We start from the raw sequence: 23,040 nt of genomic DNA, 5'->3' as shown, positions 1-23,040 counted from the left end.
CTGGGCAAGGGCATCTCGGGGGGTGGGGTGGGCGAACAGCGGCCGGAGGGCGGCACGTACGGCGGAGACCTGGGGCCGTTCGGCGCCGAGAAGCTCCGGCGGCTGCAGGCGAGCCTGACGCAGATCGAGGATCTGCACGGCCGGATGGCGCGCCTGCTGGAGGCGGTCCTCGCGATCAGTTCCGAGCTGGAGCTGAACGCCGCGCTGCGCACGATCGTGGAGGTCTCGGCCGACCTGGTGGACGCCCGGTACGGGGCCCTCGGCGTGCTCAACGACGAGGGCGAGTTCGCCGACCTGTTCACCTACGGGGTCTCCGAAGAGGTGTACGAGGCCATCGGCCGCCTGCCGACCAGCCACGGCCTGCTCCAGGAGCTGATGCTCCGGCCCAGGCCGCTGCGCGTGGACGACGTGCTCGCCCACCCCAGCTTCCGCGAATACCCCGCCGGCCATCCGGTGATGCGCACCCTGCTGGGCACGCCGATCCTGGTCCGCGGCACCGCGTACGGCAACCTGTACTTCGCCGACAAACGGTCGGGCCTGCCGTTCACCGGCGACGACGAGCGGATCGTCGCGGCGCTGGCCAGCGCGGCCGGCGTCGCCATCGAGAACGCCCGACTCTACGAGCGCATCCGCCGCAACACCGAGGAGTTCCAGCGCAGCCTGCTCCCGTCGCTGCCCGAGCTGAACGGCCTGTGGGCCTGCGCCCGCTACCTGCCCTCCAGCACGGTCCCGCGCATCGGCGGTGACTGGTACGACGCGATCGTCCTGCCCGACGGCGTGCCCTGCCTGATGGTCGGCGACGTGATGGGCCACGACCTGCGCTCGGCCACCGTCATGAGCCAGATCAGCAACATGCTGCGGGTGCTCGCCTACGAGCACTGCGAGCCGCCCTCCCACATCCTGCGCCGCCTCGACGAGATCCTGCACGCCCTGCACGGCGGCCCGATGGCGACGGTGCTGCTGGCCCGCCTGGAGGAGTACGGCGGCACCGACTGGCGGCTGAGGTGGGCCACCGCCGGGCACCTGCCCCCGCTGCTGCTCCCCGTCGACGGCCCCGCCCGCTACCTGCGGGCCGAGGGCGGCCACCCCCTCGGCGTCACCCCCGACCTGCCCCGGCCCGACCACGAGCAGGTCATCCCGGCCGGGTCCACGCTGCTGCTCTACACCGACGGGCTCGTCGAGGACCCCGCGCACGGCCTCGACCGGGGCATGGAGAGCCTGATCCGCACCGCCTCCCGGCTGCGCCACCTGCCCCTGGAGGAGATGTGCGAACTGCTGCTCGTCCACCGGGGCGACGGTTTCACCGACGACGTCGCCCTGCTGGCCCTGCGGCTCGGCGAACCGGCCGACCTGCACGCCGGCTGACCGGACCCGGCCCGCTCGATGGCCAGATGTGCCAGATAACTGTCGTTGCGGACATTCCGCCCGTTCAGTGAGAATCGGGGCATGCCCGCTGCTCACCGCGTCGTCATCGCGCTCTTCCCGGACGTCGACCTGCTCGACGTCACCGGCCCGGCCGAGGTGTTCGCCCTGGCCAACCGGGTCGCCGGTCGCGCCCTGTACGACGTGCGGCTGGCCGGGCCCCAGGGCGGCCAGGTCACCACGTCCGCCGGGGTGCGGCTGGTCGCCGATCTGACGTTCGACCAGGTCGGCGACCAGGTGGACACCCTGGTGGTGCCCGGCGCGGTGACCGTCACGCCCGACGGGCCACGCGCCCTGACGGACGCCGAGGTGGTCGCCTGGGTACGGCGGACCGCTCCGGACGCCCGCCGGGTGGCCTCGGTGTGCGTCGGCGCGCACATCCTGGCCGAGGCCGGCCTCCTGGACGGCCTGACCGCCACCACCCACTGGTCCACCGCCGGGCAACTGGCCGCCGACCACCCCCGGGTCACCGTCGATCCCGACCCGATCTTCCTGCGCTCCAGCGGCCGGATCTGGACGGGCGCGGGCATCAGCGCCTGCCTCGACCTGACCCTCGCGCTGGTGGCCGAGGACCACGGCGAGGAGACGGCCCTCGCGGTGGCCCGCGAACTGGTCGTCTACCTCAAGCGCCAGGGCGGCCAGAGCCAGTTCAGCGTCCCGCTGACCCGGGCCGCCTCGGGCCGCCGCGACATCGACGACCTGCGCCTGTGGATCGCCGAGCACCTGGCCGAGGAGCTGACCACGGTCGAGCTGGCGGCGCGGATGGGGCTGAGCCAGCGGCAGTTCACCCGGGTGTTCCGGCAGCAGACCGGCTTCACCCCGGCCGCGTACGTCGAGTCGGCGCGCGTGGAGGTGGCGCGCCGGCTGCTGGAGACCACCGACCTGCCGCTGCCCCGGGTGGCCGCCGACAGCGGGCTCGGCTCGGTGGAGACACTGCACCGCGCCTTCCGCCGCCGTCTGGGCACCGGCCCCGGCACCTACCGCCGCCGTTTCCGCACGGTGGCCTGATCCCCTCTCTCCCCGCGTACGCCGCCCGAGCCGGGTGGCGGCGCGAGCCTGCCCGAAAGGAACCCTGCCATGAGCAGCACCGTCTCGCCCACCCTGCGCCAGGTCGTCGGCCTGCCGGCCGAGCCCGCCCGGCTGGCCGACTCGACCCTCGTGCTGATCGACTACCAGAACACCTACAGCACCGGCGTCATGGCCCTGCCGGACGCCGAGCGGGCCCTCGCGGCCGGCGCCCGCCTGCTGGAGCGCGCCCGCGCCGCCGGGGCCCGCGTCGTGCACGTCGTCAACGACGGCGGCCCCGGCAGCCCGTACGACGTCCGCGCCGAGATCGGGGCGATCAGCGCGCCGGTCGCGCCGCGCGACGGGGAGCCGGTGGTGGTCAAGACGTTCCCCGACGCCTTCCACCAGACCGATCTCCAGGACGTCCTGGCGGGTATGGAGGCCGGGCCCGACCTGGTCCTGGCGGGGTTCATGACGCACATGTGCGTCACGTTCACCGCCCAGGGGGCCTTCCGGCTGGGGTACCGACCCACGGTCGTCGCCGACGCCTGCGCCACCCGTACGCCGGCCGGCCCCGGCGGCGCGCCGCTGCCCGCCGACGTGCTGCACGAGGCCGCTCTGACGACGATCGGCGACCTGTTCGGCCTGGTGGTGCCCACCACCGACGCGCTGCCCGCCTGATCCGTCCCGGGCCCGCGTGTCGGTGAGCTGAGCCCACCCGTCCGGGCCGCGGGGTCAGCCGGTGACCGGGCGGCGGCGGCCGGCGACCAGACGGTCGGCCGGCGTCCGGTGACGCGCGGCGGGGGCGGACTCGGGCTGCCGGTCGGCGGTGCGCCCGGTGGCCACGAGCCGGTCGGCGGGCTGGTTCGTCGTGGGGTGCCTGTCCTGGTCCGTGGCGGGCTGGTCGTCGGCCCGCTCGGCCAGCAGACGGCGCAGTTCGCGGCGGCGGGCCAGCCTGCGGCCCGTCCCGGCGGCGATCAGGAAGGCGCCGAAGATGAACGCGGCGGCGGTGGCCGCCCCCGCGGCGAACAACTCCAGGTCACCGACCCGGAAGGTGACGCCCATCAGTGTCAGTGCGGCGGTGGCGGTGGTCGTCGTCTGGGTGAACAGGACGACCACGGCGGCCGACCCGGCGACCATGAGCAGCAGGCCGAGCAGGACCATGGTTCTCACTCTCCTCGAACGTCGGCGATCACGTTCCATTGCCGCTGCCCAGCATTTCTTTACTTATGTATGGGCATGCGTCCGGCGTCGAAGAAATGGCCGCGCATTCGCACCGGGAATGGCGTCGCGGCGCACCGCTAATTGTCCTGCGAAAATATCCGCATTGAGCAGCGGCGCTGCGTCCGGCGGGCAGGTCGCGGGGTTTGTCGGCCGATGACCAGGGGAGAGCGGACCAAGGAGGGAAGTGATAGCAGTGAAAGTGGACACTTTCCGGCTCCTGGCGAACTCCGCGGGAGAAACGGTCGTGCTGCACCCGGCCGGGGACCTTGACCTGCACACCGCCGGCGCCATCGAGGATTGGGCGACCGGCTATCTCGACGGCACGCCGGCCGCCGTCACATTGATCGACCTGTCCGACGTCGGCTTCATGGATTCGGCCGGACTCGGCGCGCTGATCGGCGCGTGGAAACGCATCACCGCCACGGGACGGACGGTGATGGTCGCCGCGCCGACCCCGCAACCGGCCAGGCTGATGCGCATCACCGGTCTGGAAGGACGCCTCGGCGTACGCGCCACCGTCGCCGAGGCGCTGGAAGAGATCATTCCCAGACGGTCGCACGCGCCCGCCTAGGCGGCGTCCGTCCGGAGCGCGCGCGGCGTCAGCCGTTCCTCGCCTTGGCGTAGTCGGCGGCGCCGCCCGCGAAGTCGTACAGGACGACCTGTTCGTCCCCGACCACCCAGGCGTCGTGTCCCGGCGGGCAGACGAAGACCTCGCCCGGCCCCGCCTCGGCCTCGGTGCCGTCGTCCATGCGCAGGCGCATCCGGCCCGAGACCACGAAGCCGTTGTGGTGCACCTGGCAGGACGAGGTGCCGGCGATCGGCCTGACGGACTCCGACCAACGCCATCCCGGCTCGAACGTGGCGACCCCGAAGGTCAGGCCGCTCAGCTCGCAGATCTCCAGGTGGCCCTTCGGGAAGTCGCGCCGTTCGTCGGGCTTGTCGATGCTCTTGACCTCGATCATGGCTCATCCCCCCTCATCAGCTACCTTCTTACGCTGAATTGTCCATACCGAGGGGTTCGCCAGGGCAAATATCCCTTTGTGGGGATGGGTACGGCCCGCGATGGGGCCGTACCCATGACGTGCGGACTATCCGGCCCAGGGCAGCGAGTCGGACGGCCACGCCCGCTTCGTCTGCTTCTTGAGCGTCTCCTCAGGCGTGCCCACGGCGCAGCGGGTGCCCTGCGGCGGCACCTTCAGGCCGATGAGGTACTGGTCGATGATGTCGGTCTGGCACTTGTCCTTGCCGTAGATACGGTGACCCCAGCCCTCGTACGTGAGCAGCACGGCCTTCGGGCCGAGCTGGCGGGTGGCGTTGGCCGCCCAGATCCACGGCGTGGCCGGGTCGTGGATCGAGTTGCCGAGCAGCAGCGGGGCCTGGCCGGTGTAACGCAGCGAGTGCGGCGGGTTGACCGGGGCGCCCGAGTTGAGGCAGATGGGCAGGTCGTCGGTCGGGTACGGGTGGTACTTCGTGTCCGGCGCCAGGAGTCCGGCGGTACGCATGAGGTCGGCGTACTCGGCGTAGCTGTTCACCTTGAGGTTGTAGTCCTGGCAGAGGATCCGGGTCGGCAGTTCGGCGACGTCACCCTCCACCGGGCCCCGGCCGGGCAGCGGGGGCACCCATTCGGGGGCCGGGCCGCCGTTCAGCCAGTTGATCACTTCGCTCAGCGTGCGCCAGTCGGGCCCCTCGTTGCCCAGCGCGGCGTTGTAGATGACCTGCAGCTCGGTCATCCGCTGACCGGTGCTGGGGTAGACCAGCTCGCCGCGGCGGGCCTTGTCCAGCAGGCTCTTCCAGATCGCACGGATGTCGCGGCCGTTCAGCACGCAACTGGTGTCCTGCTCGCACCAGCCGACGAACTGGTCGAAGCCGTCCTCGACGGCCAGGGCCTCGGTGGCGAAGAAGCCCTTCACGCCGAGGCTGTGGTCCATGTTGCTGTCGAGGGCGAGCGCCCGGATGCGGCCGGGGAACAGCTCGGCGTACATCTGGCCGATCAGGGTGCCGTACGAGATGCCGTAGTAGGTGAGCTTCTCCTCGCCGAGGGCGGCGCGGAGGGCGTCCATGTCACGGGCCACGGAGACGGAGTCCACGTGGTCGTAGAGCGGGCCGGTACGGGCCCGGCAGTCCGGGTGCAGCTTCTTGGTGAAGGCGTTCCAGGCGTCGAAGTCGGCCTGGCTGCGCATGACGGTGGGCGGCATCTGGTTGTAGACCGACGCCGAGCAGATGACCGGGTGGCTGCGGCCCACGCCGCGCGGGTCGAAGCCGACGATGTCGAACCGCTGCTGCAGTTCCTCGGTGTAGGACCCGGGAGCGCCGTAGACGGCCTCCACGCCGGACCCGCCCGGACCGCCGGGGTTGATCACCAGCGAGCCGACCCTGGCGGCCGGGTCGGTGGCCTTGCGCCGGGCGACCGCGAGGTCGATCGACGGCCCGCTCGGCCTGGCCCAGTCGATGGGCACGGTCAGCTTGCCGCACTCGGCGCTGGGCTCCTCCTCGCAGGGCGCCCAGGTGATGGCGTTCGTCGTGGTGGTGGCGGGCTTCGCGGTCGTCGCCGCGTTCGCCGCCGGAACAGGGATCAACGCCGCCAGCGCCACGAAGGCGGTGGCGAACAGTGGGAGTCTTCTCCGCAAAATGGGGCTCCAATCAACGGTCGGTGCGCCCCCCGTGGGCATCCGGCCGAGCTTGATCATCGCGGTTTGTGGCTAGAAATGACGGCAAAATCGGAAATTTCCCTAAAGTCGCCCGTGCGGACGGGCCCCGCCCTCCGGCGACCGGCGCCACCGACGGCGGGCGTCGCGGCGTCACCGCCGGTCGGCGGTCACCCGATCCGGTAGGCGCGGATCACCGTCTGCTCCACGGTGGCGCCCCCGGTGTCGGCGGCGCGGGCGCGCAGGGAGACGAAGCCCGCCCCGGCCGGATGGCGCAGCCGTACGGCACCGCCCGCGACCTTCGCCGCCCGCCAGGTGCGGCCGTCGTCGTAGGAGACGTCCACGGCCAGCTCGCGCACCGCGCCCGCCTGCCCGCGCACGGACACCGGCACCGCGAACGCCCGCCCGGCGGGCGCGCCGCTCGCCGGGTCCATCGCGGGCGAGAAGGCGACGACCGGCAGCGGCAGCGCGCCGTCCCGGCCACCGGCCGAGCGGAACGTCCAGGCGACCGCCGTACGGGTGGAGAGCGGCTCCGGGCCGCGCTCGGCCGACATCTCCAGCCGGTAGGCCGCCTCCCCGGCCGGCACGCCGAACCGCGCCCCCGGACCGGGCTCCTCCGCGACCAGCTCGCCGTCCCGGTAGAGGGCGGTCCGCGCCCGGGACACGCTCGACGTCCCCGGATGGCCGGCCCCGTCGGCGTACAGCGAGGGGAACGCGGAGATCACGTCGGCCGTGCGGGAGAAGGCAGGCGTGTCCGCCACGGTGACCGGCGCGGGGCCGAAGACGCCGCGGTTCCAGGTCTCGTCGTAGGCGCGCCCCGCCTCGTACCTGAGGGCGGTCGAGGCCAGGTCGCCTCCCCAGGTCGGGCCGCTCTCCGTGTAGACGTTCTGCCAGCGGAGGCCGCCGCCGGTGTTGACGTACTCGGTGTGCGTGAAGGGAGGCCGGAAGTCGGTCACGAACATGATGCCGAAGAACCGTCCCTCCGCGGGCCAGGCGACGCTTGCGGCGCTCGCGTCCGTGCCGGCCGCCGGCGCGCCGTAGTCCCTGCGGACCGTGGCCAGGTCCGCGCGCCCGACCCGGCGGCTGAAGCCGGTCGGCACCTGGCCCTGGACGAACCACGCCAGCCGGTACGCCTGCGCGCTGCCCGCCAGGTCGCCGTCCGGGCCCGGCACCGCCCACTGGCCGGCGACCTTGGTCAGCAGGTCGTACCGGCCGGACCCGACCTGCGCGGTGCGGATGCCCGGCGCGGCGTCGAACATGGTGGCCTCGGCGCCCAGGTAGTAGGGGGAGCCGTCCCGGGTGCGGCCGCCGTAGGTCACCTCGGTCATCAGGTGCCTGGCCGCCGGGTCGGGCGGCGCGATGGACACCGGCCGCGCCTGAGCCGGGTCCAGCCGCAGGGACTGATCCCGGTCCAGGCGCAGGCCGGGATGGACGAGCATGGTCAGACCTTGGCCGTCGGTGGTCCGGCTGTCGACGACGTAGGTGCCCTTGGCCAGCCGCAGCGTGACCCTGCCGCCCGCCTGGACGGTGACCGGGTTCCAGTCCTTCCGGTCGACGTCGGTCCGGTAGAGGGTGGTCAGCGCGTCCGCGGCGCCCGGCCGGTCGAGGGTCAGGTCGTAGCTCTCGACCTCCTTGACCACGGCGAGCGGCGTGCTCACGGTCGTGCCGTCCTCGGCGGTGGCCTCCAGGTAGCCGCCGAGCGGCCCGTCGGCCACGTCGCCGCGGGTGTCGGCGGTGACGGTCGCCTCCGCCCGGCCGCCCGCGGGGACGGTCAGCGTGGCGGGCGACACCTCGAACACGTCCGCGCCGGCCCGCGCCGACAGGCGCAACGTCACCGGCTCCGGGCCGTCGTTGCGGTAGGCGAGCTTCCTGGTGACCGGCTCGTCGTCGTCGTGCGGCCAGGCGAGCACGCCGAAGCCGACCGACGCGGGGGAGGTGGTCACCCTCTGGCCGATCGCGCGGCCCACGTCGAGGCGGCCCGCGCCCTGGGCGTGGATCGCGGTGCCGGGCTGCGGCCGGGCGGTGGCCATGAGGGCGGCCTTGAGCTGCTCGGGCGTCCAGTCCGGGCGCAGCCCGGCCAGGATCGCGGCCGATCCGGCCACGTGCGGGGCCGCCATGGAGGTGCCCGACATCTCGACGTACGGGCCCTCGCCGGGGGAGTCCTTGCCGCGCGCGGCGCGGATGGCGACGCCGGGCGCGGTGATGTCGGGCTTCAATCCCGAGTCCCCCACGCGGGGACCGGTGCTGGAGAAGACGGCCAGGCGGTCGGCACGGTCCACCGCGCCGACCGACAGGGCCGCGTCCGCGGTGGAGGGCGAGGCGACGGTGCCCGGCTTGCCGTAGTTGCCGGCGGCCGCGACGAACAGCACGCCGTACCGCTCGGTCAGCGTCCGGACGGCCTCCTCCAGCGGGTCCAGGCCGGGGGCGTCCGGCGAGCCGAGGCTGAGGTTGGCCACCTTGGCCCCCTGCTCGGCGGCCCACTGCATGCCGGCCAGGATCGCCGACTCCGCGCACCAGCGGTCGGCGCACACCTTGGCGTCCAGGAGGGTGGCGCCCGGCGCGACGCCGCGGTAACGCTCGCCCGTCCCGGCGATGGTCGAGGCCACGTGGGTGCCGTGCCCGGTGAGGTCGGCCGCGGTGTCGGTGCCGGTGAAGTTCCGGCGGGCCGCCACCTTGCCGGCCAGGTCGGGGTGGGTGTCGTCGATGCCGGAGTCCAGGACGGCGACCTTCACCCCGGCGCCCGTGTAGCCCTTCTCCCAGGCGGCGGGGGCGCCGATCTGCTTGACGCTGGCGTCCAGCGACAGGGTCGCCCGGCCGTCGAGCCAGATCTTCCCGGTGCCGGTGGAGAGCGAGGCCCTGAGGCCGGGCCAGGAGCCGGCGGCGGTGTCGAAGCGTACGGCGGCGCCGTTCACGGCGGGCAGGGCGCGGGTCACCGCCATGCCGTGGGCGGCCAGGCCCGGCCGGCGGGCGGCGTCCGGGCCCGTGACGATGAGGGGCAGGGCGCCGGGGGCGTACTCCAGCAGGGTCGTCACGTCGAACAGGCGGGGGTCGAGCCGGCCGGCGGCCAGCAGGGGGACGGCGTCGCCGGGGACGACGCGGAGCCGGTCACCGATCTTCTCCGTGCTGAAGACGACGCCCGTACGGCCCTTGCCCGGCGCGACGCGCACGCCGTCGGCGACGAGGCTCACCCGGTCTCCCGTGATCAGCGTCACGGTACGGGCGGGGCCGCCCGGCGGGGCCGGCAGGCCGGACGGGACGGCTCCGAGGAGCGCGATGGTCAGCGAGACCGCTGTCGTTCTGAGGATCACATGTCTTCTTGGCGGAATGCCCGCCCCCTCTTCACGGGCTGAGAGGGCGTGAAGAAGGACGGGCGCTCCCACCAAGTAGGGGTGTGACACAATCCATGACGGTCGAGGACGAGCAGGCGATCGCCGAGTCCCTGCGCCGCCCCGAGAGGTTCGGGGTGCTCTACGACCGCTACTTTCCCGAGATCCACCGGTACGTCGCCGGCCGCCTCGGCACCCAGGCCGCCGACGACCTCACCGCGGAGATCTTCCTGGCCGCCTTCCACGGCCGGGCCGGCTTCGACTCCGGCCGCGGCGTGGTCCGCGGCTGGCTGTACGGCATCGCCACCAACGTCGTCGCCCAGCACCGCAGGAGCGAGCTGCGCCGGTTGCAGGCGATGCAACGGGCGCCGGAAGGGACGCTCACCGGCGAACAGGCCGAGGATGGGCACGAGGACCTGGTCGCCGGACGGCTGGCGGCGGCGGGCGTCAAAGACGACCTGGTGGCGGCGCTGCAGGCGATGCCGGACGCCGACCGCGACGTCCTGCTGCTCCTGGCCCTGGCCGACCTGAGCTACCAGGAGATCGGCCAGGCCCTCGACATCCCCTCAGGAACGGTCGGTTCCCGGCTGAACCGCATCAGAAGGAAGCTTCGCGCCGCCCTGGGCGGCGTCAACCCCTTGCTTGGAGACTCCCGTGGCTGACCTGAACCAGGACCTGACCCTGATCCGCGACCTTTACGCGGCCCCGCCGCCCACCCCCGAGGTGCTGGCCGACGGCCGCGCCCGCCTCGCCGACGCCTACGCCTCCCCCATGGACGCCGGCGTCCGCCGGGAGGAGCGGCGGCCGGCGCCGCGGGCGCTGCCGGACGGCGGAAGGAGCCGGCGGCGCCGGCCGCTCGTGGGGGCGAGCCTGGCCGGGGCGGCCGCCGTCACCGTGGCCGCCACCTTCCTCGCCGCACCCTCGTCGCCGTCGGCACCCTCGGCACCCTCGGCATCCGCGGCGCCCGCCCGGCTCTCGGCCGGTGAGATCCTGCTGGCCGCCGCCGACTCGGTCACCCCCGCCACGGGCGACGGCGCGTACTGGAGGCGCGACGGCGTCGTCGGCCGGTACGAACGCGCGCCCGGCGGCCACTACACCCTCAGGACCAGCCGCTCGGTCGAGCTCTGGCTCCCCAAGGCGGCCGGCCGCCCCACCTGGGTGATCCGCCAGGATCTCGGCGCCGAGCCGGCGACGCCCGAGGACGAGACGGCCTGGCGCGCCGCCGGCTCCCCCCGGACCTGGACCCTGAGCGGGGGGACGCCCCCGGTGAAGCTGCAGGCCGGCCCCGGCGAGCGCGACGCCGTACGCGACGACAGCGGCAAGACGCTCACCCTGCTGGGCACGCCCATGACGCCCGCCACCCTGAACGCCCTGCCGACCACTCCGGAAGGGCTGCGCGACACCCTCGAACGCGTCGTGTCCAAGGGGTACGGCAAGGAGCGGGTGGACATGAACGCCCAGCTCTTCGAGACCGGCGTGCGGCTCGTCATGAACTTCCCGACCTCGCCGGAGGTTCGGGCGGCGACGTACCGGATGCTGGCCGCGCTCCCGGGGGCGAGCGCGGAGAGCGAGGCCACCGACCCGCTCGGCCGCAAGGGCCAGGCGGTCAGCCGGCCGGGCGGGCCGGGTGAGCGGTACCGGTTCGTCGTGGACACCGCCACCGGCCTGCCGCTGGCCCTGGAGTCGACGGTCGGCCAGGACCGCTCGTACGAGGCGATCAGGACGGCCGCCTGGACCGACGAGGAGCCCCGGCTCCCGGCCCTGCGCCGCGACATGAACCGCTGACCCACCCCGCGACGGGGGCGGCGGCACGTCCCGGAAAGGGGCGGGTTACCGTGGCGGGCATGAGCGAAGGTGGATCATCAGGGCCCGGCACCGCCGCCACGGCCATCCTCGACTGGCGTCACCCCCGCGTCACCGCCCTGGCCGCCCGACTCCCCGGCGCGGCGACGCCGCCGCGCGCCCTGGTACGCGCCGCGCACACCCTGGTCAGTCAGACCATCCGCCCGGTGTACGCGATGAACGACGAGCAGCCGGTCTCCGTGACCGTCGCTCGCGGCCGGGGCTCGTGCAGCCAGCGCATGGCCGTGCTGGAGGCGCTGGCCCGCGGCCGGGGGATCGCCACCCGGGTCAGGGGCCGGGTGGTCGACGGCGCGTTCTGGCACTCGCGTTTCCCGCGGATGCGGCCGCTGGTGCCCGCCGACGTCATCCTGGCGTGGCCGGAGTTCCTGCTCGAAGAGGGCTGGGTGCCGATCTCCGAGCTGTTCGACGGCCTGTGCGCCACCTCCGGCTTCGGCAACGACGGCCCCGAGACCCTCTTCGACGCCGTCACCCGGACGGTCGTGGACTGGGACGGCACGTCCTCACCCAAGTGCGACCTGTCCGCCCGGGTCCGCGCGGACCTGGGGTACTTCGGCTCCAGGGACGAGCTGTTCCGGGAGCACGGCCAGACGTTGTGCCCGGTGGCCCGGCTGGTCGCCGACCCCGTGCTGAGCCGGCGGTCCGCCTAGCGGGCGCGCCGGGCCGCCGGAACCCCGGTCAGCGGGTGCACAGGGCGGTGTCGAAGGCGGCGATCAGGAGGTCGCGGGCCTTGCCGCCGTTGGCCGAGCCCGTGGTGTACACGGTGACCGTGCGGCCCGCGCGGTCGCGGCCGCTGAAGGTGGACACGCCCGGGACGTCGCCGCCGTGCCCCCACAACTTCCCGCCGCAGCTCAGCGGGATCTCCATGACGCCGTAGCCGTAACGGGCGCCCTTGGGCCAGCCGGGCCGGTCGACGTCGACGTACGAACCGGACCTGACGGACTGCGCCCGCCAGAACGTGTTCAGGTCGCGCGGCGTCGAGACCAGCCCGCCGCTGGCGCCGAACGCGTGGCCGGGCAGCCGGGTCAGGTCGACGACGCCGTCCTTGGGGCGCAGCGGGTGCACGCCGTAGGTGTGCGCGTGCGGGCCGCGGATGCCGGTCTCGCCCTTGGCCGGCCAGTACGTGTCCCGCATGCCCAGCGGCTTCAGCACCAGGTCGCGGCTGACCGCGCGGAAGTCGCGCCCGGTCACCGCCTGGGCGACCAGGCCGAGGACCATGTAGTTGGTGTTGGAGTAGGCGAACCGGCCGCGGGGCGTCGGTTCGAGGGAGAGGGCCAGCTCGAGCAGGTCCTGCTTGCCGATCTTCGACCAGTCGGCGGCGGGGGTGAAGTCCGGCAGGCCGCTGGTCTGCTGCAGGAGCATCTTCACGGTGATGTCGCGCCCGTCGATGCCCTTGCCGCGGATGACCCCCGGCAGGTACGTCTCGACCGGCTCGTCCAGGTTGACCTTGCCCTGGTCGGCCAGCTTCAGCACGGTGGCCGCGATGATCGACTTGCTCACGCTGGCGATCCTGAACCGGCCGTCGGCGCCGGGCATGGTCTGCTTCGTGCCGCGCCGCGCGGTGCCGGAGACGACCGTCGTGGTCCTGCCGTCCGGGTGGCGGATGTAGGCCACGGCGCCGGGCACGTCGGGGGAGGCGGTGAGGGCGTCCAGCCGCGACTGCAACGACGGCGCCCGGTCGGCGGCGAACGCCGGAGCCATCGGTGCGAGCGCCAGCGGGACGATCACGAGCAGGGCGAGTGCGCGCCGGGCGGCGGAGGAAGGCATCGGGACTCCTTGTTCGCGTCGATCAAGCTATGTCCCGACTCTGGCGAATTGACGGCTCTGCCACAGTCATGGCACCACCCACCCTCATGCGGGGGCTGTCCCTACCGCCCGGCGCGCGCCGTTCTCCATCCGCCGGGGCGGGCGATGGCCAGGGCGTGGCGGACGAGGGCGGCGTTGTCCTCGGCCGGGCCGCCGTCCGGATCGAGCAGCGTGTCCTCCAGGCCGATCCGGGTGGCCAGGCCCCGCCGTACGGCCTCCGCGACGAGCGGCCACGTCGCCGGCCCCTCACCGTGCAGCAGGCGGGGGGCCGGCGACCCGTCCAGGCGGTCGAGAACGGCCGCCGCCCGGGGGACCGCCTCCTCCGGCGGCGCGTCGATCACCTCGACGAGGATGCGCGTCATCCGTCCGGCCAGCCCCGAGGCGGTCAGCGTCGCGGCGTCGGCCGGCGTCCACACCCCCGCCTCGACCCCGATCCCGGCCGCCAGCAACATCCGCGCCAGCTCGCCGAACCCCGGCTCCGACAGGTTCACCGAGGCGAAGTCCGGACGGGCGCCGGCCGGCAGCTCCGCCCAGGCGGTCACCGCGTCCAGGCGGGCCGCGGCGTCGCCGCCCGTGATCCACAGGCCGGTGGACACGCCCACGGGCAGCCCCGGCGCCGCCGTCCTGACGGCCGACGTCGCCGCCCCGACGTCGGCGGCGGCCAGCGACTCGCGCCCCGCCGCGTCACGCGGATGGACGTGCACCGCCCCAGCCCCCGCCCGCCGCACGGCCACGGCGTCGGCGGCCAGCTCGGCGGGCGTCAGGGGCAGCCGGGGGTGCTCGCCCGCCGCCCGGCTTCCGTTCAGACACGCTTTGATGAACATGCGTCCCATCCTTACCCCCGCGAACCGGGCTCAGGCGCGGCGTCGCTTCCCGGCGGCGGGCGGTCTCAGTGGGCGGCGTCCAGACGGGCGCGCTGGTCGTCGGTCAGCTCCAGGTCCACGGCGGCCAGGCTCTCCTCCAGCTGGGCCACCGACGACGCCCCGACCAGCGGGATCACCGGGAACGCCGAGCCGATCTGCCAGGCCAGCACCACCTGGTTCAGGCTCGCCCCGCACTCCTTCGCGACCTCGCGCAGCACCGCCAGGCGGGCCGGGGTGCCGGGGTGGTCGTAGTCCGGCGGCACCTGCTTGTCCTGCCGGGTGTAGGCCCCGCCGAGCAGCGGCGAGTAGGCGACCAGGGTGAGGGCGGGCTCGGCGCGCAGGTAGCTCAGCAGCTCGGCCCCGGCGTGGCCGAGGCTGCCGTCCTGGAAGATCGACTCCGGCACGTCGAAGCGCGGGCGCAGCAGGCTGTGCTGGTACTGCAGCACCTCGTACCCGGCCACCCCGGCCGCGGCGGCCAGGGCGCGGGCCCGCTCCACCCGCCAGATCGCGTGGTTGCTCGCCCCGAGCAGGCCGACCGTGCCCTCGGCCACCAGGGCGCCGAAGCCCTCGACGGTCTCGGCCACCTCCACGGTGCGGTCCTCGATGTGGGCGTAGAGCAGGTCGATGCGGTCCACGCCGAGGCGTTCGCGGCTGCGCTCGGCCGACTCCCTGATGACCTTGGCGGACAGGCCCTCGGCGTTGTCGACGTAGCTGGTGCCCGGCGCGAGCGGCCGCGCGCCCAGCTTGGTGGCGATCACGATCTCGTCGCCGGCGCCGCTGCTGCGCCGCCAGCGGCCGAGCAGCTCCTCGCTCTGCCCGCCCTGGCCGCCGTCCACCCAGAAGGCGTAGTTGTCGGACGTGTCGATGAACGTCCCTCCGGCCTCGGCGTAGCGGTCGAGGATGGCGAACGACGTCTTCTCGTCGGTCACCGAGCCGAACAACATCGCCCCGAGGGCGAGTGCGCTCACCTCGCGGCGAGTGTCCGGGTTCGTGCCGATCGTCCGGTACTTCATGCTGTCTCCCCAGTTCGTCACGTTCTGTACGAGGCCCCGGAACGGGAGTCTGGGGGCTGGAGCGAACTCCAGGTCAAGCCGGACCGGCCATCTTCTTGAAATTAGATCATTTCTCTAGAAAAATGCTCTGACATGTCCATCATGGTGGTGACCGGCGGCAACCGGGGCATCGGATACGCGGTGTGCGAACGGCTGGCCGGCGAAGGGCACCAGGTGCTGCTGGTCGCGCGGGACGCGGAGCAGGGCCGGCAGGCCGCCGCGCGGATCGGCGGCGACGTCCAGGCCGTGACGGGCGACCTCACCACGGCCGAGTCGGTCCGGCGGCTGGCCGGCGACCTGCGGGACCGCTGCCCGCGCATCGACGTGCTCGTGCACAACGCCGGCCTGTGGCCCGCCCGCCGCGTCCTGACCGGGGACGGGCTGGAGGAGTCGTTCGCGGTCAACCACCTGGCGCCGTTCCTGCTCAACCACCTGCTGGAGGACCGGCTCGGACGCGTGGTGCAGGTCACCGCCGGCCTGTACGTCAAGGGCCGGGCCGAACCCGGACGCACGGCCATGGGCGCCGCCTTCTCGCCGATGCGCACGTACGCCGACACCAAGCTGTGCAACCTGCTCACCGTGCCCCTGTTCGCCGAACGCTGGCGGACGGCCGGGATCACGATCGACGCCGTGCACCCCGGCGTCATCCGCACCGGGCTCGGCGATCGCCGCGGCCCGCTCGGCTGGCTGCTCAAGGCCGCCAAGCGCAGCTGGGCCGCGCCCGAGGAAGGCGCGCGGCACGTCGTCTCCCTGGCCGGGGCTCCCGGCACCGGCCGGTACTTCGACCAGGACCGCCAGGTCCCGTTGCAGGGCCCGGCGCTGGACGCCGACCTGGCCAGGCACGTCTGGGACGAGGCCGAGGCGCTGGCCGCGGTGCGATGACCCGGCACCGGCGCAGCGAGGAGACCGTGCGCAGGCTCCTGGACACCGCCCTGGAGGTCTACCCGGCCGACTTCACCCTCCGGGCGGTGACCACGCGCAGCGGCGTCAGCATGGGCAGCGTCTACCACCACTTCGGCAGCCTGGAAGGGCTGGCCGCCGCGCTGTACGGCCGGTGCATGGACGAGCTGCTTGACACGCTGGTCGCCGTCACCGAGGAGACCGCCGACGCCCGTGACGGCGTGCGCCGCGCCGTGACGGCCTACCTCGGCTTCACCGCTTCGCACCCGGACAAGGCCCGCTTCATCCACGCGGCGCCGTACGCGCTGGACCTCGGCCCGTACGCCGAGCGCATCGCGGCGGCCAAGGCGTCCCGGCTGGCCAGGCTGAACGCCTGGATCGGCGCGCGCATGGCGGAGGGGGCGGTCGCGCGGCTGCCGGCGGCGCAGGTGGAGATGCTGCTGATCGGGCCGGTGGCCGAGGTGAGCAGGCGGTGGCTGGCGGGCGCGCCGGACATCGACCTGGACGAGGCGGCCCGCGTCCTGCCCGACCGCGTCTGGTTGTCGCTCAGCGGTTGACGACGGGGGCCGGTTCCCTGCGGGGGAGACTCCTCGGAGGTGGGTGTGGGGTGGTCGCCGGTATGATGGGGGCGGCTTCCCGTGCCGGGAGCCGCGGCGGTGGGGCCCGCCGCCTCCCGCCCGTCCGGGGGTAACCGCGGTGTCGCCGCCAACGGTCCCTGCCAGAGATGTGCCACGCTCATGTGCTGGTAGGAGATGCCTCATGACCCAAGCCCGTCCCCCTGAGCCTGAACCCGAGCTCGGTGGCGCGCACGTCGCCGGGGGTGCCGGCGGCATCGGGGGTGCGCAGGTCGATCCGCGGGCCGCGGTCGATCCCGACGTTGACCTGCATGTGCCCGCCCAGCGCGGCGAGCTGGCCCGTGCCCCGGTCGCCACGCTGGCCGTCATCGCGGCCGGCGGCGTGCTGGGCGCGCTCGCCCGCTACGCCGTCCTGACCGCCTTCCCGGTGCCGCCCGGCGGGTTCGCCTGGCCGACGCTGGCCGTCAACGTCACCGGCTGCCTGCTGATCGGGCTGCTGATGGTGGCCATCACCGAGGTCTGGCGGGCCCATCCGCTGACCCGGCCGTTCCTGGGGGTGGGGGTGCTGGGCGGGTTCACCACGTTCTCCACCTCCATCGCCGACGCCCACGGGGCGCTGGCCGCGGGCGAGCCACGCACGGCCCTCGCCTACCTGGCGGTCACGCTGGTCACGGCACTGGCCGCGGTCTTCCTGGGGCAGGTGCTCGGGCGCGGGCTGTTCGGCCGGTTCGCCACTGCCGCCGAGACCGTTCCCGCCGAGACCGCCCCCGACATGGGCGCCCCCGACCAGACCGCCCGGGCTCCGCGCGGTGGGAGGCGTCCGTGACGGCGCTGCTGCTGGTGGTGCTGGGCGCCGCCGTGGGGGCGCCCGCCCGCTACCTGATCGACCGCGCCGTCCAGGCCCGGCACGACAGCCTGTTCCCGTGGGGCACCTTCACCGTCAATGTGGCCGGGTCCGCGCTGCTCGGCTTCCTGCTGGCGCTGCCCGCCACCGGCGGGGCGCAGGCCCTCCTCGGCACGGGCCTGTGCGGGGCGCTGACCACGTACTCCACCTTCGGGTACGAGACCCTGCGACTGCTGCAGAACGGCGCCCGCACCTACGCCGCGCTCAACGCCGCGGCCAGCATCGCGGCCGGGCTCGGAGCGGCCTGGTGCGGCATGGCCCTCGCCCAGGCCGTCATCTCGTAGTGCTCGGATCCGGCCCGTGAGCGGTCGGCGCGTTTGACGATCGCTCGACGGGAAAGCTGGAAGGGGCCGGCGTACCCCTTCCCGACGTCCGATAGACGAGACGATCATGCTTGTGGAGTTCGAGCTGCGCTGTCCCATCAGCGCCGATCTGGCGTTCATCCGCGACCTGGTGCGCATCCACGGCCACCACAGCGGATTGTCCGGCGAGCGGCTGGAGGACCTGGTGCTCGCGGTGAACGAGGCCGTCACCAACGTCCTCGACCATGGCGGCTCGGCCGGCCTGGTCACCGCGACCCGGGACCCGATCGGCGTCTGCGTGGAGATCCTGGACACCGCGGGCCGCCTGACCCCCGACCACCTCGACGCCGCCGACGTCGACCCGACCGCGTCCCACGGATTCGGCCTGTGGGTGATCCAGCAACTGTGCGACTCGGTCGCGCTGGAGCAGACCGGCCTCGGCTCGCGGCTGCGGCTGCGCATGCTGGTGCCCTCGGAAGCCCCCGGCGCCGCCGATCGCCGCCTCATCAGCACCATGGCCGGCGGCGCCTTCCCCTGGTCCTAGCCCGGCTGGTCCCGGCCCGGCACGTTCCCGGGTACACGAAGTCGGCATGTCAGTAATCATCCGATAACGTAGTGTGATGATGGCTGATCGGGGTGACGCCGGACACCGGCCGGACGGCTCCGGTTCCGGCGCCCAGCCCGCGGAGTGGCTGCTGCGGGCGGCCTTCGACGGCACGGGCATGGGCATCTACCTCACCGATCTCGCCGGCCGCATCACGTGGGTCAACCCCGGGGCGGTCGCCCTGCTCGGCTTTCCCGCCGACGAGCTGCGCGGCGCCGACGCGCACCAGACGCTGCACCGCCGCCTCGACGGCAGCCTCCCGCCCCGCTCCGCCTGCGAGCTGGTCACGGTGTGCCGGCAGGACCGGCCCGTACGCAGCGAGTTCGCCACCTTCGCCACCGCCGGCGGCCGGCTGCTCCCGGTCGCCTGGCTGGCCTCGCCCATCCACCACGACGGCGAGCCGGCCGGCGTCGTCGTGATCTTCATCGACGTCGTCGAACGCCTTGACGCGGCCGGCCGGCAGGCCGAAGAGCTCGTCCGCGCCCAGAAGCTGACCGAGCAGTTCCGCCTGTTGACCGAGATCAGCACTGTCCTCACCCAGACGCTGGACGTGCGCGAGGCGATGACGCGGCTCGGCCGCCTGCTGGTGCCGCGCCTGGCCGACTGGGCGGCGGTGGACATGTTCCTCGGGCCGCGCGAGCTGCGCCGACTGGCCATGGCCTGCGCCGGGGCCGCGCCGGTGGACCCCTCGTGGTTCGCCGAGCTGCCGTCGTTGCCGAAGGGCCCCTCGCGGTCGGCGCTGGTCCGGGTGCTGCGCGGGGAGCAGGCGCTGCTGCTGGGGCCCGAGCAGATCGCCGCGCCGCCCGACGGGCCGCTGGCCGCCGCGCACGACTCCCTGTTCAACGTGCTGGGCGGCTCGTCGGCGATCGTGGCGCCGCTGCGTACGCCGCGCCGCGTGCTGGGCGCTCTGACGGTGGCGCGCACCGACCCGGCGCGGCCGTACACCGAGGCCGACGTGGAGCTGGTGGCCGACATCGCCCGCACCGCGGCCCTGGCCGCCGACAACGCCTGCCTGTTCGGCCAGCAGCGCGACATCGTCGACACCATGCAGCGCCACCTGCTGACCGCGCTGCCCCAGGTCGATCACCTGCAGCTCGCCGCCCGCTACCTGGCGGCCCCGGCCGGCTCCCAGGTGGGCGGCGACTGGTACGACGCGTTCGTGCTCCCCGACGGCGTCACCGCGCTGGCCATCGGCGACGTCGCCGGCCACGACCTGGAGGCCGCCGGGCAGATGGCCCAGCTCCGCAACATGCTGCGCGCCCTGGCCTGCGACCACAAGGAGTCGCCCAGCCTGATCCTCGACCGGCTCAACAAGGTCATGGCCGTCGCCAGCGACGCCCCCACGGCCTCGGCCATCCTGGCCCGGATCGAACCGCCCCAGCCGGAGGGCGATCCGGACACGCGGATCCTGCGCTGGACCAGCGCCGGCCACCTGCCGCCGCTGCTGGTCACCGCGCACGGGCAGGCCCGCTACCTGGAGGAGGGCCAGTCGCTGCTGCTGGGCGTGCATCTCGACGACGTGACCCGCCACGACGCCCTGGCGCCGCTGCCGCCGGGCAGCACGCTGCTGCTCTACACCGACGGGCTGGTCGAGGTGCCCGGCGTCAACCTGGACACCAGCCTCGCCCGGCTGCGCCGGCACGCCGCGACGCTGGCCCGGCGTCCGCTCCAGGACTTCTGCGAGCAGGTGCTCGCGCTCGCGCCGTCGCCGCGTACCGATGACATCGCGCTGCTCGCCCTGCGGCTGCCGCCGCCCGGCCAGTAGGGCGGACGCCTCCGAGCGGTCACGGGGCGGTGAGCGCGGCCTCGATCGCCGGGCCGTGGCGCTCCAGCCACGCCTCGCGCCGCTTGATCAGGTCGCCGACGCCCTCCTCCCACATCCGGGCCCAGCCGCCGCCGCGTTCCTCGGCGATCTGCCGCATCGAGAACCACGACCGCCGGGTACGCAGCACGGCCACCTCGACCAGGCGCGACCGGTCGACGCCGGACATCCCGTACGCGTCGGCGAGCAGCCGGCAGCGGCGCGGCACGTCCAGCCCGCGCAGGGGCGGGTCGGCGTCGGCCGGGTCGGCCAGCGGCGCCCAGTACAACATCGCGCTCATCAGCTCCTCCACCCGGGTGGCCGGCCTGGCGATGTCGAAGTCGATCAGCCCGGCCGCCACGCCGTCGCGGAACACGATGTTGTCCGGCGTGTAGTCCAGGTGCCCCACCAGCTCCGGCGGGTACGGCGGCGCGGGCGGCATGCCCGGCGGCTCGGTGAACCCGAAGTCCGCCCGAACGCCGTCGGGCGGGACGAACCCCGCCACTGCCTCGTGGTAGGCCCGGATCAGCCGGCCCACGGAGGCCAGCCGCTCCTCGTCGGCCAGCCACGCGGGCCGCGGCCGTCCGGCGACCTCACCGGGGACGAAGGTCAGCACCTCGCGGCCGGCGGCGTCGATGCCGAGGAAACGCGGCGCGCCCGCGAACCCGGCCTCCTCCAGGTGCCCCAGCAGGGCGTGGACCAGCGGGGAGTTGGGCCCGACGGGACGGCGTACGGTGTCGCCGACGCGTACGACGCCTTCGGTGACGTCGCCGCCGGCGAGTGGGATCTCGGGCTGGGGATCGGTGGGCTCGGTGTAGGTGACGGAGCTCATGGTTCCCTGGGGTGGCGAGGAAGTGGGCCGGTCATGATCTCAGGCATGGGCGGCGGAGGGCAATCGTCCACGGCGTGCTTGAGAAGGACCTGCCGCACGATCTCCGCGACGGCGGCCGGGTGGGTGAGGTGCGGGTGGTGCCCGGCTCCCGGGATGACCGTGGCGGGGGCGGCGTCGGGGGTCAGCGGGTCCAGCTCGCCGGCCACGAGGTGCACGGGGACGGGGCCGCCGAGCAGTGTGCGGAGGGCGGCGCGTTCGGCGGGGCGCTGCGCGGCGCGCAGCACGCGGGCGGTGCGCCGGGCGACCCCGGGACGGCGGAGCCCGGCCGCGGCGCTGGCGACCGCCCGCCGCGCCTCCTCGGACGGGGACGCCGGGCCGAGGAGGGCGGCCGTGAGCCGGTCGGGGCCCATCCTCCCGAGGAGAGGGGCCGCGAGGAGCAGGGTGAGAGCGGACGGCCGGCGCTGGAGGAAATACGGGGACAGCAGGATGAGGGCGGCGATCCGGCCGGGATGTGCGGCGGCGTACCGCAGCGCCGGCGCGGCGGCGGCCGAGTGCGCGACGATCACCGGACGGGTGCGCACGGGCCCCAGCAACTCGGCCAGCCAGTCCGACGCCGCGCCCCCGGCGGATGAGGAACGCCCCAGCCCCGGCAGATCGGCGACAAGCGCAGGAAACCGGTGCGAACCGGTTCCGGGACGGGCCGGGGGAGGGGTGCTGTCCAGTTCGTCGAGCACGCCGTGCCAGGAGTCGCCGTCGAGCGGAAGCCCGTGCAGCAGGACCAGCCGCGGCGCCGTACGCTCACCCGCCACGTACGTACGCGACCCCGCCACGCTGTGGAAACCACCGGGACGTGCGGCCGGAGCGTCCCCGAACCGGTCGGCGACCAGCCGGTCGGCCCAGCGGCGCAACGCGTCCCCCACGGGTGGCCGGCGGAGCCCCGCGGACCCGGCGACCCGGTCGGCCGAGCCCGTGTCGTACCGGTCCTCGGTCAGGAAGCCCAGCGTCTCGGGCTGGGCGCCGGTCAGCGCGGACGGCAGGCGGCGGATCACGCCCACCGGCACGCGCATGCGCGGCGCGCGTACGCCGAGGTGCTCCGCGAGCAGCCGGATCAGGTCGGGCAGGTCGGGCGTGGCGGGATCGAGCAGCCAGTGCAGGCCGCCGGGCTCGGGGTCGTGCTCGGGCACGGCGGCCATGAACCGGGCGAAATGGTCCACCGTCACCACCGGGACGAACGTGCGGGCGCCGCCCGGCAGCGCGGGCAGCCGGCCCGCCCACAGGTCACGGACCAGCGAGGCCAGTCCGAGGTACTGGCCGGCCTCACCGGTCAGCGAATGGCCGATGACGCTGCTCGGGTTCACCACGGTCAGCGGCACACCGAGCCGCGCCGCGGCGACCCGTACGGCGGCGTCCCCCTCGGTCTTGGAACCCTCGTACGCCCCTTTGTCCCGGTACAGGGCCGCCAGCTCGGCCTCCGGGAGCGGATGGCGCGGCCGCGGATCCAGGCCGACGCGGTAGCCCGACACGTGCACCAGCCGGCGCAACCCGGGACGGGCGGCGGCCCAGTTCAGCACGTTGAGCGCGCCTTCGACGTTGACCGCCCTGGCCTCCTCGCGTCCCATGCCGAAGCGGTAGACGCCGGCGGCGTTGAACACGTCCCGCACGCCCGCCGCTTCGCCGGCAGCGCCCAGTCCCAGGCCGGGCCCGGCCGTGACGTCGCCCTCGACGACCGTGAGCCGTGTGGCGGGCACGCCGCGCTCACGCAGCCAGCGGGCCGGCCCGTCGTCCGCGTGGCGGACGACGGCCGTCACGGCACGGCCCTGTTCCAGCAGGTGCAGGACCGTCCATCTGCCGATGAAGCCGGTCGCACCGAACACCACCGCGTCTTCCATGTCCAATCCCTCTCTAGACCGATCTGCATA

At 74.1% G+C, this 23,040-nt stretch carries 22 protein-coding genes; 13 read left to right on the top strand and 9 right to left on the bottom strand.

Annotation, left to right across the window (positions count from 1 at the left end; translation table 11 throughout):
* Positions 1-27: 27 nt before the first annotated feature.
* The 3 genes from ABZ459_RS20590 (at position 28) to ABZ459_RS20580 (ending at position 3,108) form a co-directional block, all read left to right on the top strand.
* Complete coding sequence (locus ABZ459_RS20590; RefSeq protein ID WP_357972186.1) at positions 28-1,365, top strand: GAF domain-containing SpoIIE family protein phosphatase; 1,338 nt, start codon at positions 28-30, stop codon at positions 1,363-1,365.
* Between the two features lie 81 nt (positions 1,366-1,446).
* On the top strand, positions 1,447-2,430 hold the full coding sequence (locus tag ABZ459_RS20585; protein ID WP_357972184.1) for a helix-turn-helix domain-containing protein: 984 nt from the start codon (positions 1,447-1,449) through the stop codon (positions 2,428-2,430).
* Positions 2,431-2,499: 69 nt separating this feature from the next.
* Complete coding sequence (locus tag ABZ459_RS20580; RefSeq protein ID WP_357972182.1) at positions 2,500-3,108, top strand: cysteine hydrolase family protein; 609 nt, start codon at positions 2,500-2,502, stop codon at positions 3,106-3,108.
* 54 nt (positions 3,109-3,162) lie between these two features.
* Here ABZ459_RS20580 and ABZ459_RS20575 read toward each other — a convergent pair whose 3' ends face one another.
* Entirely contained in the window at positions 3,163-3,600 is a 438-nt protein-coding gene (locus tag ABZ459_RS20575; protein ID WP_357972180.1) for a hypothetical protein, read from the bottom strand.
* A 235-nt stretch (positions 3,601-3,835) separates the two neighbouring features.
* Here ABZ459_RS20575 and ABZ459_RS20570 point away from each other — a divergent pair, with 235 nt between their 5' ends.
* Positions 3,836-4,222 carry an STAS domain-containing protein gene (locus ABZ459_RS20570; RefSeq protein WP_357972178.1) on the top strand — a complete coding sequence of 129 codons (387 nt, stop codon included), beginning with the start codon at positions 3,836-3,838 and terminating at the stop codon, positions 4,220-4,222.
* A 28-nt stretch (positions 4,223-4,250) separates the two neighbouring features.
* Here the strand turns inward: ABZ459_RS20570 and ABZ459_RS20565 are convergent, their stop codons facing one another.
* The 3 genes from ABZ459_RS20565 to ABZ459_RS20555 form a co-directional block, all read right to left on the bottom strand.
* On the bottom strand, positions 4,251-4,613 hold the full coding sequence (locus ABZ459_RS20565) for a cupin domain-containing protein (RefSeq protein WP_352360762.1): 363 nt from the start codon (positions 4,611-4,613) through the stop codon (positions 4,251-4,253).
* Between the two features lie 126 nt (positions 4,614-4,739).
* Positions 4,740-6,278, bottom strand: coding sequence for an alpha/beta fold hydrolase (locus ABZ459_RS20560; protein WP_357972176.1), 1,539 nt, complete (start codon positions 6,276-6,278; stop codon positions 4,740-4,742).
* A gap of 188 nt (positions 6,279-6,466) precedes the next feature.
* Positions 6,467-9,604, bottom strand: coding sequence for a S8 family serine peptidase (locus tag ABZ459_RS20555; RefSeq protein WP_357972174.1), 3,138 nt, complete (start codon positions 9,602-9,604; stop codon positions 6,467-6,469).
* A 95-nt stretch (positions 9,605-9,699) separates the two neighbouring features.
* Here ABZ459_RS20555 and ABZ459_RS20550 point away from each other — a divergent pair, with 95 nt between their 5' ends.
* The 3 genes from ABZ459_RS20550 to ABZ459_RS20540 are packed head-to-tail and all read left to right on the top strand — an operon-like array spanning position 9,700 to position 12,132.
* A complete protein-coding gene (locus ABZ459_RS20550; protein ID WP_357972172.1) occupies positions 9,700-10,284 on the top strand; it encodes an RNA polymerase sigma factor in 585 nt (194 codons plus the stop codon).
* Positions 10,277-11,407: a CU044_5270 family protein gene (locus ABZ459_RS20545; RefSeq protein ID WP_357972170.1), complete on the top strand. Its 1,131-nt coding sequence runs from the start codon at positions 10,277-10,279 to the stop codon at positions 11,405-11,407. The genes ABZ459_RS20550 and ABZ459_RS20545 overlap by 8 nt, the downstream gene beginning before the upstream one ends.
* Positions 11,408-11,466: 59 nt before the next feature.
* Positions 11,467-12,132, top strand: a complete 666-nt coding sequence (locus ABZ459_RS20540) for a transglutaminase-like domain-containing protein (protein ID WP_357972168.1) — start codon at positions 11,467-11,469, stop codon at positions 12,130-12,132.
* A 28-nt stretch (positions 12,133-12,160) separates the two neighbouring features.
* Here ABZ459_RS20540 and ABZ459_RS20535 read toward each other — a convergent pair whose 3' ends face one another.
* The 3 genes from ABZ459_RS20535 to ABZ459_RS20525 all read right to left on the bottom strand — a co-directional run bounded on the left by ABZ459_RS20535 (position 12,161) and on the right by ABZ459_RS20525 (position 15,164).
* Complete coding sequence (locus ABZ459_RS20535; RefSeq protein ID WP_357972166.1) at positions 12,161-13,249, bottom strand: serine hydrolase domain-containing protein; 1,089 nt, start codon at positions 13,247-13,249, stop codon at positions 12,161-12,163.
* A gap of 101 nt (positions 13,250-13,350) precedes the next feature.
* On the bottom strand, positions 13,351-14,112 hold the full coding sequence (locus ABZ459_RS20530) for a 3-keto-5-aminohexanoate cleavage protein (protein WP_357972164.1): 762 nt from the start codon (positions 14,110-14,112) through the stop codon (positions 13,351-13,353).
* Positions 14,113-14,177: 65 nt separating this feature from the next.
* The gene (locus ABZ459_RS20525) at positions 14,178-15,164 is read right to left on the bottom strand and encodes an aldo/keto reductase (RefSeq protein WP_357972162.1); all 987 of its coding nucleotides are present in this window, start codon (positions 15,162-15,164) and stop codon (positions 14,178-14,180) included.
* A 132-nt stretch (positions 15,165-15,296) separates the two neighbouring features.
* On the opposite strand from ABZ459_RS20525, the gene ABZ459_RS20520 reads away from it, so the two are divergent.
* From ABZ459_RS20520 to ABZ459_RS20495, 6 genes are all read left to right on the top strand, one after another.
* Complete coding sequence (locus ABZ459_RS20520; protein ID WP_357972160.1) at positions 15,297-16,085, top strand: SDR family NAD(P)-dependent oxidoreductase; 789 nt, start codon at positions 15,297-15,299, stop codon at positions 16,083-16,085.
* Positions 16,082-16,660 (top strand): TetR/AcrR family transcriptional regulator, encoded by a 579-nt coding sequence (locus ABZ459_RS20515; protein WP_357972158.1) that lies wholly within the window; start codon positions 16,082-16,084, stop codon positions 16,658-16,660. The genes ABZ459_RS20520 and ABZ459_RS20515 overlap by 4 nt, the downstream gene beginning before the upstream one ends.
* 202 nt (positions 16,661-16,862) lie before the next feature.
* Positions 16,863-17,504 (top strand): CrcB family protein, encoded by a 642-nt coding sequence (locus tag ABZ459_RS20510; RefSeq protein ID WP_357972156.1) that lies wholly within the window; start codon positions 16,863-16,865, stop codon positions 17,502-17,504.
* On the top strand, positions 17,501-17,866 hold the full coding sequence (gene crcB, locus ABZ459_RS20505; protein WP_357972154.1) for a fluoride efflux transporter CrcB: 366 nt from the start codon (positions 17,501-17,503) through the stop codon (positions 17,864-17,866). Before ABZ459_RS20510 ends, crcB begins: the two co-directional genes overlap by 4 nt.
* A gap of 106 nt (positions 17,867-17,972) precedes the next feature.
* Entirely contained in the window at positions 17,973-18,428 is a 456-nt protein-coding gene (locus tag ABZ459_RS20500; RefSeq protein ID WP_357972152.1) for an ATP-binding protein, read from the top strand.
* A 76-nt stretch (positions 18,429-18,504) separates the two neighbouring features.
* Positions 18,505-20,253, top strand: coding sequence for a SpoIIE family protein phosphatase (locus tag ABZ459_RS20495; protein ID WP_357972150.1), 1,749 nt, complete (start codon positions 18,505-18,507; stop codon positions 20,251-20,253).
* A 19-nt stretch (positions 20,254-20,272) separates the two neighbouring features.
* Here the strand turns inward: ABZ459_RS20495 and ABZ459_RS20490 are convergent, their stop codons facing one another.
* Positions 20,273-21,121: a phosphotransferase gene (locus ABZ459_RS20490; RefSeq protein WP_357972148.1), complete on the bottom strand. Its 849-nt coding sequence runs from the start codon at positions 21,119-21,121 to the stop codon at positions 20,273-20,275.
* Positions 21,118-23,010, bottom strand: coding sequence for an alpha/beta fold hydrolase (locus ABZ459_RS20485; protein ID WP_357972146.1), 1,893 nt, complete (start codon positions 23,008-23,010; stop codon positions 21,118-21,120). Before ABZ459_RS20485 ends, ABZ459_RS20490 begins: the two co-directional genes overlap by 4 nt.
* Between the last annotated feature and the right edge of the window lie 30 nt (positions 23,011-23,040).

Source organism: Nonomuraea sp. NPDC005692 (assembly GCF_040631115.1).
In the GTDB taxonomy this organism is placed as follows: Bacteria; Actinomycetota; Actinomycetes; order Streptosporangiales; family Streptosporangiaceae; genus Nonomuraea.
This window is presented reverse-complemented; position numbering and strand designations above follow the sequence as displayed.

Coding starts and splice junctions, on each gene's coding strand:
- ABZ459_RS20490 (WP_357972148.1), bottom strand. CDS start 21,121: ATGAGCTCCGTCACCTACACCGAGCCCACCGATCCCCAGCCCGAGATC.
- ABZ459_RS20540 (WP_357972168.1), top strand. CDS start 11,467: ATGAGCGAAGGTGGATCATCAGGGCCCGGCACCGCCGCCACGGCCATC.
- ABZ459_RS20515 (WP_357972158.1), top strand. CDS start 16,082: ATGACCCGGCACCGGCGCAGCGAGGAGACCGTGCGCAGGCTCCTGGAC.
- ABZ459_RS20485 (WP_357972146.1), bottom strand. CDS start 23,010: ATGGAAGACGCGGTGGTGTTCGGTGCGACCGGCTTCATCGGCAGATGG.
- ABZ459_RS20580 (WP_357972182.1), top strand. CDS start 2,500: ATGAGCAGCACCGTCTCGCCCACCCTGCGCCAGGTCGTCGGCCTGCCG.
- ABZ459_RS20525 (WP_357972162.1), bottom strand. CDS start 15,164: ATGAAGTACCGGACGATCGGCACGAACCCGGACACTCGCCGCGAGGTG.
- ABZ459_RS20520 (WP_357972160.1), top strand. CDS start 15,297: ATGTCCATCATGGTGGTGACCGGCGGCAACCGGGGCATCGGATACGCG.
- ABZ459_RS20510 (WP_357972156.1), top strand. CDS start 16,863: ATGACCCAAGCCCGTCCCCCTGAGCCTGAACCCGAGCTCGGTGGCGCG.
- ABZ459_RS20495 (WP_357972150.1), top strand. CDS start 18,505: ATGATGGCTGATCGGGGTGACGCCGGACACCGGCCGGACGGCTCCGGT.
- ABZ459_RS20530 (WP_357972164.1), bottom strand. CDS start 14,112: ATGTTCATCAAAGCGTGTCTGAACGGAAGCCGGGCGGCGGGCGAGCAC.
- ABZ459_RS20565 (WP_352360762.1), bottom strand. CDS start 4,613: ATGATCGAGGTCAAGAGCATCGACAAGCCCGACGAACGGCGCGACTTC.
- ABZ459_RS20550 (WP_357972172.1), top strand. CDS start 9,700: ATGACGGTCGAGGACGAGCAGGCGATCGCCGAGTCCCTGCGCCGCCCC.
- ABZ459_RS20535 (WP_357972166.1), bottom strand. CDS start 13,249: ATGCCTTCCTCCGCCGCCCGGCGCGCACTCGCCCTGCTCGTGATCGTC.
- ABZ459_RS20585 (WP_357972184.1), top strand. CDS start 1,447: ATGCCCGCTGCTCACCGCGTCGTCATCGCGCTCTTCCCGGACGTCGAC.
- ABZ459_RS20500 (WP_357972152.1), top strand. CDS start 17,973: ATGCTTGTGGAGTTCGAGCTGCGCTGTCCCATCAGCGCCGATCTGGCG.